This window comes from Microbacterium sp. (assembly GCF_032084865.1).
In the GTDB taxonomy this organism is placed as follows: domain Bacteria; phylum Actinomycetota; class Actinomycetes; order Actinomycetales; family Microbacteriaceae; genus Microbacterium.
Window position 1 is genome coordinate 1 of record NZ_DAMDLU010000007.1, and the last position, 13084, is coordinate 13084.

Consider the following 13084-nt stretch of genomic DNA (forward strand, 5'->3'; position numbering starts at 1 on the left):
TCCGCCTGCCGCACCCGGCGACGCCGGCGCCGGCCGTGCCGCCGGGCGCCGCTCTCGAGGTGCCGGGCCTGACGCCCCTGATCACCCCGAATCCCGACTTCTACCGCATCGACACCGCACTCATCGTGCCGGCTGTCGACCCGGCCGACTGGCGGCTGCGCATCCACGGCATGGTCACCGACGAGGTCACCCTGACCTGGGATGAGCTGCTCGCGCTGCCGCTGACCGAGCGTGCGGTGACGCTGTCGTGCGTGTCGAACCCGGTCGGCGGCGACCTGGTCGGCACGGCCGTCTGGCTGGGGTACCCGATCCGGGAGCTGCTGCAGCGCGCCGGTGTCGACGCCGACGCCGACATGGTGCTGTCGACCTCGGCCGACGGGTTCACCGCGGGCACTCCTCTCGAGGCGCTCACCGACGATCGGGACGCCCTGCTCGCGATCGGCATGAACGGCGAACCGCTGCCGCAGGCTCACGGCTTCCCCGTGCGCATGGTCGTGCCCGGCCTGTACGGCTACGTGTCGGCGACGAAGTGGGTCACCGACCTCGAGGTGACGCGCTTCGACCGGGCACGCGCCTACTGGACGGATCGCGGCTGGTCGGAGCGCGGGCCGATCAAGCTGCAGTCCCGCATCGATGTTCCGCGAGCGGGCCGTGCCGTCGATGCCGGCGATGCGGTGATCGCCGGCATCGCCTGGCAGCCGGGCACCGGAGTCTCCGGGGTCGAGGTGCAGATCGACGACGGCCCGTGGGAACGCGCCGAGCTGGCATCCGCCCTCTCCGACGACACCTGGGTGCAGTGGCGCATGCCCTGGCGCGCCGAGACGGGCGAGCACAGCATCCGCTGCCGTGCGATCGCCGCCGACGGCACCGTCCAGACCGATGCCGAGGCGCCGCCCGCGCCCGACGGCGCGAGCGGCCGGCACACGATCATCGCGACCGTCTCCTGACGGGTGCGGGCGAGGTGTCAGCCCGCGAGCACGAGGCGCAGCTGCTCGACGGCCCAGTCGAGCTCGGTCGCCCGGATCACCAGCGGCGGCGCGATGCGGATCGTCTGACCGTGCGTGTCCTTGACGAGCACGCCCCGCTCGCGCAGCTTCTCGGCGACCTCGCGACCGGTGCCGAAGGCCGGGTCGATGTCGACGCCCGCCCACAGCCCGGCGATGCGCACCGCGGTGACGCCGTGGCCGATGAGCGGCTCGAGGTCGGTCGTCAGGTGAGCCCCCAGCTTGCGGGCCCGCTCCTGGAAATCGCCGGTGCTCAGCATCTCGACGACCTTCCGGCCGACCGCCGCCGCCAGCGGGTTGCCGCCGAAGGTCGAGCCGTGCTCGCCGGGGCGGATGACGCCCAGCACGTCGCGATCGCCGACGACGGCCGAGACGGGCAGGATGCCACCGCCGAGGGCCTTGCCGAGCAGATACAAGTCGGGAACGACGCCCTCGCGGTCGCACGCGAAGGTCTCGCCGACCCGGCCGAGTCCCGACTGGATCTCGTCGGCGATGAACAGCACGTTCTTCTCGTCGCAGATCTCGCGCACCCGGCGCAGGTAGCCTTCGGGCGGGATGATCACGCCGCCCTCGCCCTGGATCGGCTCGATGAGCACCGCGGCGGTGTCATCGGTGATCGCGGCGGCGATGGCATCCGCATCCCCGTACGGCACCGCGTCGAAGCCGGGCGTATACGGTCCGAAGTCGTCACGTGCCTGCTCGTCGTCGCTGAAGCTGATGATCGTGGTCGTGCGGCCGTGGAAGTTTCCGGCCGCGACGATGATGCGCGCCCTGCCCTCGGCGATGCCCTTGACCCGGTAACCCCATGCGCGCGCGACCTTGATGCCGGTCTCGACCGCTTCGGCGCCGGTGTTCATCGGCAGTACGAGGTCTTTGCCGCACAGTTCGGCGAGCGCGGCGGCGAACGGCTCGAGCTGGTCGTTCATGAAGGCGCGGCTGGTGAGCGTGACGCGGCCCAGCTGTGCGACGAGCGCCTCGACGATCGCCGGATGCCGGTGGCCGAAGTTCACGGCCGAGTATGCGGCGAGCAGGTCGAGGTAGCGCTTGCCGTCGGCATCCGTCACCCACACGCCGTCGCCCTCGGCGACGACGACGGGCAGCGGGTGGTAGTTCTCGGCGACGTGGGGCTCGGGGCTCGCTGCTGAGCCGACCTGGGCCCCTGAGCCTGCCGAAGGGCGATCCATCACGCCGCTCATCATGCACCCCGCAGTTCGAGAGTGCAGCACTTGATGCCGCCGCCGCCGAGCAGCAGCTCGGACAGGTCGACCGTGATCGGGTTGTAGCCGCGCTCGCGCAGCTGCTTCTCGAAGCCCTTCGCCCGCGGCGAGATGATCACGTTGCAGCCGTCGCTGGCGGAGTTCAGGCCGAACACCGCGCCGTCCTCGTCGCTGACGAGGATCGCATCCGGGAAGCGCTCCTCGAGGATCGCGCGGCTGGCCTCGTCGAACGCTCCGGGCAGGTACGCGATGTTCGCGCGCTCGGGCCCGCCGTTCTCGACGCCCTGCACCGGGTCGAGCACCGCGATCGCGGTGTCGAGGTGGTAGAAGCGCGGGTCGACGAGGTTGAGCGAGACGACCTCGCGGCCGAAGACCTCGCCCACTTCGCGGTGGCTGTCGCCGGTCGAGCGGAAGCCGGTCCCGGCCAGGATCACGTCGCCGACGAGCAGGAAGTCACCCTCACCCTCGTTGACCTCCTCAGGCATGACGGTGTCGAATCCGTTCGCGCGGAACCAGTCGGCGAAGGCGGGCGCCTCGCCCTGGCGCTCGACGAAGCGGAACTCGGGCACGTAGGCGCGGCCCCCGATCACGAACCCGCCGTTCGCGGTGTAGACCATGTCGGGGTAGCCGGCGAGCGGCTCGATGAGCTCGACCTCGTGGCCGAGCTCGACGTACAGGTCATACAGCTTCTGCCACTGCGCGACGGCGTTGGCGGTGTCGGTGGGGCGCGCCGGCTCCATCCACGGGTTGATGGAGTAGTTGACCGTGAAGTGCTCAGGCCTGCACATCAGGTAACGGCGGTGGTGCGCGGTGCGGGTGGCCACATCACTGGGCCCCTGAGCCTGTCGAAGGGTGGCGGTTTCAGGCGTGGACATGAGTGCTCCTCAGGAAGGTGCGGCGGACGCTGTCCAGGGGCCTGGCGGAAGTTCGACCCGCTCCTCGACGGGAGCACGGGGAAGATGCGATACAGGCACGCCACCTCCATTTTTGCATCCGGATGCTGGATGCCGCCACCCTGCCCGCCCGAATCGGCGCGACCGGCCCCGTCAGCGCCAGACGCTGGGCGCGGGCTTCTTCGTCGAGGGCAGCGCCGAGGCCGACGCCCAGTCGTGGATCCACGGCTCGACCTCCGGCAGGCCGGCAGGCTTTCCGACGGCCGCGAACAGCTCCTCGTTGCTGACGATGCCGCCTCCGCGGCGCAGCATCCGGGACCTCACGATCACCCGCGCGTACACCTCGCCGTCCACCACGGCTCGGTGCTCGAGGAAGACCGCTTTGTCGTCGTGGCCGACGAAGCGCGACTCGACGTCGAAACGCTGCCACAGCTCCAGCGACTTGCGGAAGGTGACCGTCTCGCTCGAGACGACCGCGTACCAGCCGCGCGAGTTCATCGCGTCGAACAGCCCGGTGCGGATCAGCAGATCCCAGCGCCCGAGGTCGAACAGCGACAGGTAGCGGCCATTGTTCATGTGCCGGAGGATGTCGATGTCGGTGGGCAGCGTCGTGAGCCGGATGCGGCTGACCGCCGACGGCTCGAGCGCGCCGCCGCGTCGCGCGCGCAGCCGGGCCCGGAGGATGACGAGGAGGGTGCGCCAGATCACATTCACAAGGGGCGATAGTAGTGATCCACGATGGATCGCCCAACTTCATTGGCTGATCACCACATGCTCGCGTCTGCGTCGCGGGCCGATTTCATCTCCGCGACAGCGGCGCGTAGAGTCACGCACATGAGCACCGAAGCCCATACCGAGATCATCGTCCGTCCCGTCCGCGATGTCGATGCGGAGGCTCTGGGCCGCGTGCATGCGCAGTGCTGGCACGAGACCTACGACCACCTGATCAGCAAGGCCGCCCTTGAGCGCATCTCACCTCGCCGCATGGCCGAGCTGTGGACCAACTGGGCCCGCCAGGGTGACGACTTCCGCATGAGCGCAGCTCTCGTCGACGGTGAGATCGTCGGCTTCGTGGGCTCGGGTCCCGCCCGCGACAAAGACGCCCCCGCTCTGCGCGAGTTGTACTTCATCTACCTGCTCGACGCGTACCACGGCACCGGCATCGGGCAGAAGCTCTTCGATGCCGCCGTCTACGAGAGCGAGCCGTGCTACCTGTGGGTGGCCGACGACAACCCCCGCGCGCATCGGTTCTACCAGCGCAACGGGTTCGCCCTCGATGGCGAGAGCCACACCGAGCCGTTCCTGGGTGAGAAGCTCACCGAGGTCCGCTTCGTCAGGCCCTGACGGCCTCGTCTCCTTCGCCGAGACCCCTGGTTCGCGCCGAGACCCCCAGCTGTGGACGCTCACAGCTGGGGGTCTCGGCGACTACCGGGGGTGTCGGCAGAACGGACTCCGGAAGGTGTCGCGTCCGTGTCAGAGGGCGCGGATGATGTCCTCCACCCGCTCCTTCGCGTCGCCGAACAGCATCTGCGCGTTGTCGCGGAAGAACAGCGGGTTCTGCACCCCCGCATAGCCGGCCGCCATCGAGCGTTTGAACACGATGACGTTCTCGGCCTCCCAGACGTGCAGCACGGGCATCCCGGCGATCGGGCTTCCCGGGTCCTCCGCCGCGGCCGGGTTCACCGTGTCGTTCGCGCCGATCACGAGCACGGCGGAGGTCGAGGCGAAGTCGTCGTTGATCTCGTCCATGCCGAGCACGATGTCGTACGGCACCTTCGCCTCGGCCAGCAGCACGTTCATGTGCCCGGGCAGGCGCCCGGCGACGGGGTGGATGCCGAAGCGCACGTCGACTCCGCGTTCGCGCAGCCGGGCGACGAGGTCTGCGACGGGGTACTGCGCCTGCGCGACGGCCATGCCGTATCCGGGGGTGATGATGACGCTCGTGGCCGTCGAGAGCATCGACGCGGCGGCTCCTGCGGTGATCTCCCGGTGTTCGCCGTGCTCGTCGTCGGAGGAGGCGGATGCCACGATCCCGAACCCTCCGGCGATGACCGACAGGAACGAGCGGTTCATCGCCCGGCACATGATGTACGACAGGTACGCACCCGACGATCCGACCAGGGCACCGGTGACGATGAGCAGGTCGTTGTTCAGCAGGAAGCCGGCGGCAGCCGCCGCCCATCCCGAGTAGCTGTTCAGCATCGACACGACGACGGGCATGTCACCCCCGCCGATCGAGGCGACCAGGTGCCAGCCGAGCGCGAACGCCAGCGCCGTGACGGCGATGAGCAGCCAGAGCTGCTGATCGACGACGAACCAGACGGTCAGCGCGACGAAGGCGACGAGTGCGCCGACGTTCAGCACGTTCTTGCCGGGCAGCATCAGCGGGCGCGACGACATCTTCGCCGACAGCTTGAGGTACGCCACGATCGACCCGGTGAAGGTCACACCGCCGATGAAGACGCCGATGAACACCTCGGCGTTGTGGATGTCGACGAGCTGCGGCGGGATCGGCGCGTGCGCGAGGTGCCCGTTCCAGCCGACGAGCACGGCGGCCAGGCCGACGAAGCTGTGCAGCAGCGCGATCAGCTCGGGCATCTCGGTCATCTGCACGACCCTGGCGCGCCACAGCCCGATCGCCGCACCGATCAGCACGCCCGCGCCGAGCAGGGCGAGGCCGAGGGCCGCCCCGGGCTCGCCCCAGGCGTCGGCGAGGGTGAGTGCCAGGGTCGCGCCCAGCGCGATCGCCATCCCGGCGATGCCGTAGATCACGCCCGCACGGGCTGATTCGTGCCGGCTGAGACCGGCGAGGCTGAGGATGAAGAGCAGTGCCGCGACGATGTACGCGGCGGCGGCGAAGGCGGCGACGCTCACTTGCCGGCTCCCTTCGTCGCGCCGAGGGTGAACATGCTGAGCATCCGCCGAGTCACCGCGAAGCCTCCGAAGATGTTGATGCTGGCGACCAGCACCGCGATTGCCGCGACGACCTGCACGACGGGGTTGGCGTCGGTGATCTGCAGCATCGCGCCGACGATGATGACGCCGGAGATGGCGTTGGTGACCGACATGAGCGGCGTGTGCAGCGCGTGGTGCACCTTGCCGATGACGTAGAAGCCGATCACGACCGAGAGCATGAGCACGGTGAAGTGCTGCGGCAGCGGTGCGGGCGCGAACGCGTTCACGAGGAACAGCGCGGCGATGCCGGCGACGATGAGACCGGCCTTCTTCCCGGCGGTCATCGGCTTCTTCTCGGGGACGGGTGCGGGTTCGGCCTTCGGAGCGGATGCCGCGGGCGCCGCCGCGACCTGCACCGCAGGCGGTGGCCACGTGATCTGGCCGTCTCGCACGACGGTGACCGAGCGCTGCACGACGTCGTCGAAGTCGATCGTGAGTGCGCCGTCCTTGTTCGGGGTGAGCAGGGCGACGAGGTTGGCGACGTTGGTGCCGTAGAGCTGGGATGCCTGGGTCGCCAGGCGCGATGCCAGGTCGGTGTATCCCAGGATGATCACGCCGTTCTCGGTCACGACCCGTTCGCCGGCGACAGACCCCTCGACGTTGCCGCCCTGGGCGGCCGCCATGTCGACGATGACGCTGCCGGGTGTCATGAGCGCGACGTCTGCGGCGGTGATCAGCCGGGGCGCCGCCCGCCCGGGGATGAGCGCGGTGGTGATGATGATGTCGACGTCGGCGGCCTGCTCGGTGTAGATCTCCGCGGCGCGACGGTCGTAGTCGGCGCTGGTGGCCTTCGCGTACCCGTCGGTCGACTTCTCGACCTGCACGTCGACGGCGAGATACGTGCCGCCGACCGACCGCACCTGGTCGGCGACCTCGGGGCGCGGGTCGGTGGCGCGCACGATCGCGCCGAGGCTGGACGCCGCTCCGATCGCGGCGAGACCCGCGACGCCGGCGCCCGCGACGAGCACCTTCGCCGGAGGAACCTTGCCCGCTGCCGTGACCTGGCCGGTGAAGAAGCGCCCGAACTCGTGCGCCGCCTCGACGACCGCGCGATAGCCGGCGATGTTCGCCATCGAGCTGAGCACGTCCATCGACTGCGCGCGCGAGATGCGCGGCACGGCGTCGAGCGCCAGGGCGGTGATGCCCCGCTGCGCGAGTGACTCGACGAGCTCGGGACGCAGCGCCGGCGAGAGCAGCCCGATGAGGGTGGCGTCGTCGCTGAGGCGGGCGATCTCGGCATCCGTCGGCGGGTTGACCTTCAGCACCACCTCGCTCTCCCAGGCCTCAGCCTGGGAGACCAGTCGCGCACCGGATGCCTGATAGGCGGCATCCGGGTACGCCGAGCGCTCCCCCGCCCCGATCTCGACGACCACCTCGTACCCGAGCGTACTGAGCCTGTGTGCGGTATCCGGGGTCGCGGCGACGCGCGCCTCCTCCGGCCCTTCCCGCACGATTCCGATCCGCGTCATCGCGTTCCTCCTGCCCGACTGCAGCGTCGGTCTCTGCTTCGTTTTGCTCACACTACTGACCAGCTGTGAAGAAACTTCCAGATGTCGCCCTTGCTGGACCTAAAGATCTCCGTTTCTTGCGGACAAGGAAAACCGAGCGGACGTTAGGGTGGGGTGCGTGAAGCTCATCGCCATCACCGGCGGCATCGGCGCGGGGAAGAGCACTGTCTCCCGAGGCCTCGCCGCCCGCGGCGCGTACGTCATCGACGCCGACGTCACTGCTCGGGTGGTACTGGATCCGGCGACTCCGACGGGGCGGCGAGTGCTCGCCGACATCGCGCAGGCGCTGGGCCCGCACGTTCTGCAGGCCGACGGATCGCTGAATCGCGCCCGGGTGGCCGAGCTGATCTTCCACGACGAAGCGGTGCGCCAGCAGTACAACGGCATCGTCCATCCCGCCATCCTGAGCGCCACTGCGGCTGCGATCGATGCCTGCCGCGAGTCCCATGCGCTGGTCGTGCATGAGATCCCGCTGCTCACCGCCGACAGCCCCGCCTTGCCCTGGCGGTACGACCTCATCGTCACCGTCGAGGCGGATGCGGGTGAGCGGCGGCGCAGACTGCAGCGGCATCGCGGGCTGTCCGCCGAGGATGCCGCCGCCCGCGTCGCCGTCCAGGGCGACGAGGAGCGACGAATCGCCATCGCCGACATCATCGTGCGCACCGATGGCACACTCACCGAGACCGACCGCCGGGTAGCGGAGCTCTGGCGTCGGCTCAGCGAGTGAGTCATCGGACATTCGAACGCGGCCACGCCGCGCCCGGCTACGACCGGTTCACCGGTACTTGCGCATCTCCTGGCGGGCGACGGAGCGCAGGTGCACCTCGTCCGGTCCGTCCGCGATGCCGAGAATGCGAGCACTGGCCCACATGCGCGCGATCGGGGTGTCATCCGTGACGCCCATGCCGCCGAACGCCTGGATGGCACGGTTTAGCACCGAGCGGGCGGCACGGGGGCCGACGATCTTGACCGCGGCGATCTCGATCGCCGCACCCTTGGCGCCCACCTCGTCGATCATCCACGCGGCCTTGAGCACGAGCAGGCGGGCCTGCTCGATCTCGAGGCGCGACTCGGCGATCCAGTTCTGCACGACGCCCTGCTCCGACAGCATCCCGCCGAACACCTCGCGCTCGCCCACCCGGCGCACCATCATCTCGAGCCCACGCTCGGCCATGCCGATGCAGCGCATCGCGTGGTGGATGCGGCCGGGGCCCAGACGCGCCTGCGCGATCGCGAAGCCCTTGCCCTCGCCGGCGAGCATGTTGCCGACCGGCACGCGCACGTCGGTGAACTGGATCTCGGCGTGCCCCTGCTGATCGTGGTATCCGAAGATCGGCAGCGAGCGGATGACTTCGACGCCGGGTGTGTCGATCGGCACGAGGATCATCGACTGCTGCTCGTGGGCAGCGGCATCGGGATCGGTCTTGCCCATGAGGATGAGGATCTCGCACCGCGGGTCGGCCGCGCCGGTGGTCCACCACTTGCGCCCGTTGATGACGTATTCGTCGCCGTCGCGCACGATCGACGTCGAGATGTTGCGTGCGTCCGATGAGGCGACGTGGGGCTCGGTCATCGAGAAGCCCGAGCGCATGCGGCCGTCCTTCATCGGCTCGAGCCAGCGCTCCTGCTGCTCGGGCGTGCCGAACATGTGCAGGATCTCCATGTTGCCGGTCGACGGCGCCGAGCAGTTGAGCGCCTCGGGGGCGATGTACGGCGAACGGCCGGTGATCTCGGCGATGTGCGCGTAGTCGAGGTGGGTGAGGCCCGACCAGTCCGGAAGGAAGAGGTTCCACAGACCCTGGGCGCGCGCCTCGACCTTGAGGTCCTCGATGACCTGCGGCACGACGTGGGTGCGCGGGCCGTTGGCCTCGAGCTGCGCCTGATACACGGTCTCAGCCGGGTAGACGTGCTCGTCCATGAAGCGGTTGAGGCGCGCGATGACCTCCTGCGCCTGGGGGCTCGGTGACAGCTGCATCAGTTCTCGTTCCTTTCGATCCGAGCGCCGTCCGCGCGCTCCAGGATGACCTTGCCGAGGGCCCGCCGGCCCATCACGACGTCGAGCGCAGTGGTGGCGTCGGCCAGCGGGTGGACCTCGTTGACGTGGGGCCGAAGGCGCCCCTCCTCGTACCAGCCGAAGAGCCGGTGCATGTTGCGGGCGTTGTCGGCCGGGTTGCGACGCGCCCACGCGCCCCACAGCACGCCGATCAGCGAGCCGGCGCACACGAGCAGGCGGTTCATCCCGACCTTGGGGATGTCGCCTGACGCGTAGCCGATCGTCAGGTGCCGTCCGCCCCAGGCGAGGGCGCGGATCGCCGCGAGGGCGTGATCGCCGCCGACCGGATCGTAGACGACGTCGACGCCGCCGGGAGCGCGCTCCTTCACCATCTGCAGCAGGTCGCCCTCGGAGTAGTCGATCACCTCGTCCGCACCGCGGTCGAGGCAGAGTCGCCGCTTCTCGGGGCTCGACGCCGCGGCGATCACCCGGGCGCCGAGCGCCTTGCCGATCTCGACCGCGGTGAGCCCGACCCCGCCGGACGCGCCGAGCACGAGCAGGGTCTCCCCGGCCTGCAGCCCCGCGCGGTCGACGAGCGCGTGGAACGACGTGCCGTACGTCACCGGGAACCCGGCCGCGTCGACGAACGTCATCGCGTCCGGGATCGGGAAGACCATGTCAGCCGCGACCACAACCTGCTCGGCGTACCCGCCCATGCCGGTGAACGCGAGCACGCGCGTGCCGACCGTCAGACCTGTCACGCCTTCGCCGAGCGCCGCGACGACTCCCGCGACCTCGGACCCGGGCGTGAACGGCAGCGCGGGCTTGGTCTGGTAGGTGCCGGCGACGATGAGGCCGTCGGGGAAGTTGACTCCGGCGGCCCGCGTCTCGACGAGAACCTGTCCCGGGCCGGGCACGAGATCGTCGACCTCGTCCCAGCTCAGGACCTCCGGCCCGCCGAGCTCGTGCACGATGTGCGCGCGCATGTCAGGCCTCCTCGGGGGCGACGAACGTCGCCCAGGCGGTGGCGGCGACGCCGCCGGTCTGGCGCGTGCAGTCGATCTCGACGTCGATCATGGCGACGCCGTCCTTCTCGTACTCCGAGACGACCCGGCCGGTGCACGTCAGCACATCATCCGGCCACACCTGCTCCTTGAAGCGCGTGCGGAACGAGCGGATGTTGTCGGCGCCCAGCCAGTCGGTCGCGTACGTGCCGAGCAGGCCGGCCTGCAGCATCCCGACCGAGAACGGCGACGGGTAGCCCGCGGCCTCCGCGTAGGTCTGATCGTGGTGGATCGGGTTCATGTCGCCCGAGGCCCCCTGATAGCGGACGAAATCCGTACGCGTCTGCGGGGGCAGCGTCCAGGCCGCGGGTGCGGTGCGCTCGCTCATGACTCCTCCTTGGCGGCTCGCGCCGTCTCGACGCCGGTCATCGTGGAGCGCGCGACGAGCACGCCCTCCTCGTCGACGAAGTCCGTGACCATCACCACGAAGGTGAGCGCACCGCCTCGGCGACCCTCCTTCACGTACATGTCCTCGATGCGCGACGTGCACTGCAGGCGCGTGCCCGCGGCGGGCGGCGGCCCGAAGAACTCGTACTGCTGCTCGGCGTGCAGCACGCGCTTGCCGTCGAGCTCGGCCGCCGACCACGGATTGCCCGCGGGCGGCTGCCAGAAGTTCGTCACGGTGAGGAAGGTCGGCGGCGAGACGGGCACCTCGCGTTCGAGGTACGCCGGGTTCGACGACTGCGTCGCACGCGCGAACTCGCGGATCTTGCCGCGCTCCACATCGAGGACGAAGGTCTCGCCCACCGTGCCGACCGCGTTCAGGTTTGCCATGTCATCCCCCGATCTCAGGCGTGCTGGCTGCTGACGGAGACGACCTCGCCCGTCATGTACGAGGCGTAGTCGCTGGCGAGGAAGACCATCACGTTCGCGATCTCCCACGGCTCGGCGGCGCGGCCGAAGGCCTCCTGCGCGCTGAGCTGGGCCAGCAGGTCGTCGCTGGTCACCTTGGCGAGGTGCGCGTGCATCGCGATGCTCGGCGAGACCGCGTTGATGCGGATGCCGTGGGGAGCGACATCCATCGCAGACGCCCGGGTGAGCGCCATCACGCCGGCCTTCGCCGCCGCATAGTGCGCCTGACCTGCCTGCGCGCGCCAGCCGATGACCGACGCGTTGTTGACGATCGCGCCCGATCCCTGGGGGATCATGTGACGCAGCACCGAGCGCGTCGCACGGAACGTGCTGGTGAGCGTGACGTCGAGCACCGACGACCACTGTTCGTCGGTCATCTCCATGACGCTCGCCGTGCCGCCGAGACCGGCGTTGTTGACCAGCACGTCGATGCGGCCGTACCGCTCGGCCGCGCTGTCCATGAGGTGGTCGACCTGGGCCTGGTCGGTCACGTCGCAGGGCACGGTGTACGGGCGCACGCCGAACTCCTGCTCGAGCCGGTCAGCCGCCTCTTCGAGGCGACGCTCGTGACGGTCGCTGATCGTGAGCTTGGCGCCGTTGATCGCGAAGCGCTGGGCCGCGGCGAAGCCGATGCCGGTGCCCGCGGCCGCCGTGATGACGACGGCACGGTCCTGCGTCAGGGCGTTCCCGGGGCCGGGGACGGGGGCGGTCTGCTCAGACAAGGTCCACCATCTCCTCCTGCAGCTCCTCGACGGTCCAGCGGGCGCCCTTGTCGATGATCTTCCCGTAGCTCCACGGCTGGAACTGGCGGATCTCGCCGCCCTTGGCGTAGAACACCTTGCCCGTGGCAGGGCAGCCCTCGGTGAGCAGGTAGGCCACGACCGGCGACACGTTCGCGGGGTGGTAGACGTCGAACGCCTCAGGGTCTTCGGGAACCGCGACGAGCTCCTTGATGCCGGGGACGTTCTCGGTCATGCGGGTGCGCGCGACCGGGGTGATCGCGTTGGCGCGCACGCCGTAGCGCGACAGCTCCTGCGCGATGATCTGCGTGAGCGACGCAATGCCGGCCTTCGCCGCGCCGTAGTTGCTCTGGCCGACCGCCCCGTTGAGCCCCGAGGTGCTCGACACGTTGACGATCGACGCCTTGACGTCGCCGCCCTCCTTCGAACGGTCGCGCCAGTGCGCCCCGAACACCCGGCAGGGGGCGAACGTGCCGCGCAGCTGACCCGTGATCACGTCGTCCCACTCGGCCTCGCTCATGTTCACGAACATGCGGTCGCGCAGGATGCCGGCGTTGTTGACCAGGCCGTGCACCTCACCGAACGCCTCGAGGGTGGCTGCGAGCAGCTTCTCGGCGCCCTCGATCGTCGTCACGTCGTCGGTGCTCGCGATCGCCGTGCCACCCGCGGCGGTGATCTCAGCCGCCACCGCGGTCGCGATCGACTCGTCGCGCCCGCTGCCGTCGGCGGCCGCACCGGTGTCGTTCACGACGACCTTGGCGCCTTCCGCCGCGGCGAGCAGCGCGTGCTCGCGGCCGATGCCTCGTCCGGCTCCGGTCACGACGACCACGCGGCCGTCCAGTTGATTCGTCATTGCTG

The 13084-nt window shown here is 69.8% G+C and carries 14 protein-coding genes; 3 read left to right on the forward strand and 11 right to left on the reverse strand.

From position 1 onward, the window contains the following. The coding region (locus RT309_RS01575; RefSeq protein ID WP_313354704.1) for a molybdopterin-dependent oxidoreductase at window positions 1-947 on the forward strand (947 nt) is incomplete at its 5' end. A 17-nt stretch (window positions 948-964) separates the two neighbouring features. On the opposite strand, the gene rocD is transcribed toward RT309_RS01575, so the two are convergent. The 3 genes from rocD to RT309_RS01590 form a co-directional block, all read right to left on the reverse strand. Continuing rightward, complete coding sequence (rocD, locus tag RT309_RS01580) at window positions 965-2188, reverse strand: ornithine--oxo-acid transaminase (RefSeq protein ID WP_313354706.1); 1224 nt, start codon at window positions 2186-2188, stop codon at window positions 965-967. An 11-nt stretch (window positions 2189-2199) separates the two neighbouring features. Beyond that, window positions 2200-3096: a dimethylargininase gene (ddaH, locus tag RT309_RS01585; RefSeq protein WP_396654394.1), complete on the reverse strand. Its 897-nt coding sequence runs from the start codon at window positions 3094-3096 to the stop codon at window positions 2200-2202. A gap of 171 nt (window positions 3097-3267) precedes the next feature. Continuing rightward, window positions 3268-3828, reverse strand: coding sequence for an acyl-CoA thioesterase (locus RT309_RS01590; RefSeq protein WP_313354707.1), 561 nt, complete (start codon window positions 3826-3828; stop codon window positions 3268-3270). A gap of 120 nt (window positions 3829-3948) precedes the next feature. Here RT309_RS01590 and RT309_RS01595 point away from each other — a divergent pair, with 120 nt between their 5' ends. Continuing rightward, window positions 3949-4458, forward strand: coding sequence for a GNAT family N-acetyltransferase (locus tag RT309_RS01595; RefSeq protein ID WP_313354709.1), 510 nt, complete (start codon window positions 3949-3951; stop codon window positions 4456-4458). Between the two features lie 129 nt (window positions 4459-4587). Here RT309_RS01595 and pntB read toward each other — a convergent pair whose 3' ends face one another. Both pntB and RT309_RS01605 read right to left on the reverse strand, forming a co-directional pair. After that, window positions 4588-5988 carry a Re/Si-specific NAD(P)(+) transhydrogenase subunit beta gene (gene pntB / locus RT309_RS01600; RefSeq protein ID WP_313354711.1) on the reverse strand — a complete coding sequence of 467 codons (1401 nt, stop codon included), beginning with the start codon at window positions 5986-5988 and terminating at the stop codon, window positions 4588-4590. Beyond that, window positions 5985-7538 (reverse strand): Re/Si-specific NAD(P)(+) transhydrogenase subunit alpha, encoded by a 1554-nt coding sequence (locus RT309_RS01605; RefSeq protein ID WP_313354713.1) that lies wholly within the window; start codon window positions 7536-7538, stop codon window positions 5985-5987. The genes pntB and RT309_RS01605 overlap by 4 nt, the downstream gene beginning before the upstream one ends. Window positions 7539-7695: 157 nt before the next feature. Here RT309_RS01605 and coaE point away from each other — a divergent pair, with 157 nt between their 5' ends. Next, on the forward strand, window positions 7696-8304 hold the full coding sequence (coaE, locus tag RT309_RS01610; protein WP_313354715.1) for a dephospho-CoA kinase: 609 nt from the start codon (window positions 7696-7698) through the stop codon (window positions 8302-8304). A gap of 48 nt (window positions 8305-8352) precedes the next feature. Here the strand turns inward: coaE and RT309_RS01615 are convergent, their stop codons facing one another. The 6 genes from RT309_RS01615 to RT309_RS01640 are packed head-to-tail and all read right to left on the reverse strand — an operon-like array spanning window position 8353 to window position 13079. Continuing rightward, on the reverse strand, window positions 8353-9552 hold the full coding sequence (locus RT309_RS01615; protein WP_313354716.1) for an acyl-CoA dehydrogenase family protein: 1200 nt from the start codon (window positions 9550-9552) through the stop codon (window positions 8353-8355). After that, entirely contained in the window at window positions 9552-10556 is a 1005-nt protein-coding gene (locus RT309_RS01620; RefSeq protein ID WP_313354718.1) for an NADPH:quinone oxidoreductase family protein, read from the reverse strand. The genes RT309_RS01615 and RT309_RS01620 overlap by 1 nt, the downstream gene beginning before the upstream one ends. Before the next feature lies 1 nt (window position 10557). After that, the gene (locus tag RT309_RS01625) at window positions 10558-10962 is read right to left on the reverse strand and encodes a MaoC/PaaZ C-terminal domain-containing protein (RefSeq protein ID WP_313354720.1); all 405 of its coding nucleotides are present in this window, start codon (window positions 10960-10962) and stop codon (window positions 10558-10560) included. Further along, window positions 10959-11408: a MaoC family dehydratase N-terminal domain-containing protein gene (locus RT309_RS01630; RefSeq protein ID WP_313354722.1), complete on the reverse strand. Its 450-nt coding sequence runs from the start codon at window positions 11406-11408 to the stop codon at window positions 10959-10961. The genes RT309_RS01625 and RT309_RS01630 overlap by 4 nt, the downstream gene beginning before the upstream one ends. Before the next feature lie 14 nt (window positions 11409-11422). After that, window positions 11423-12208 (reverse strand): SDR family oxidoreductase, encoded by a 786-nt coding sequence (locus RT309_RS01635; protein WP_313354724.1) that lies wholly within the window; start codon window positions 12206-12208, stop codon window positions 11423-11425. Further along, window positions 12201-13079 (reverse strand): SDR family oxidoreductase, encoded by an 879-nt coding sequence (locus RT309_RS01640; RefSeq protein ID WP_313354726.1) that lies wholly within the window; start codon window positions 13077-13079, stop codon window positions 12201-12203. The genes RT309_RS01635 and RT309_RS01640 overlap by 8 nt, the downstream gene beginning before the upstream one ends. Between the last annotated feature and the right edge of the window lie 5 nt (window positions 13080-13084).

Bases quoted from the DNA above. Each gene is read 5' to 3' on its own strand.
- rocD (WP_313354706.1), bottom strand. From the start codon at position 2,188: ATGGATCGCCCTTCGGCAGGCTCAGGGGCCCAGGTCGGCTCAGCAGCG.
- ddaH (WP_396654394.1), bottom strand. From the start codon at position 3,096: ATGTCCACGCCTGAAACCGCCACCCTTCGACAGGCTCAGGGGCCCAGT.
- RT309_RS01595 (WP_313354709.1), top strand. From the start codon at position 3,949: ATGAGCACCGAAGCCCATACCGAGATCATCGTCCGTCCCGTCCGCGAT.
- RT309_RS01605 (WP_313354713.1), bottom strand. From the start codon at position 7,538: ATGACGCGGATCGGAATCGTGCGGGAAGGGCCGGAGGAGGCGCGCGTC.
- RT309_RS01615 (WP_313354716.1), bottom strand. From the start codon at position 9,552: ATGCAGCTGTCACCGAGCCCCCAGGCGCAGGAGGTCATCGCGCGCCTC.
- RT309_RS01620 (WP_313354718.1), bottom strand. From the start codon at position 10,556: ATGCGCGCGCACATCGTGCACGAGCTCGGCGGGCCGGAGGTCCTGAGC.
- RT309_RS01625 (WP_313354720.1), bottom strand. From the start codon at position 10,962: ATGAGCGAGCGCACCGCACCCGCGGCCTGGACGCTGCCCCCGCAGACG.
- RT309_RS01630 (WP_313354722.1), bottom strand. From the start codon at position 11,408: ATGGCAAACCTGAACGCGGTCGGCACGGTGGGCGAGACCTTCGTCCTC.
- RT309_RS01640 (WP_313354726.1), bottom strand. From the start codon at position 13,079: ATGACGAATCAACTGGACGGCCGCGTGGTCGTCGTGACCGGAGCCGGA.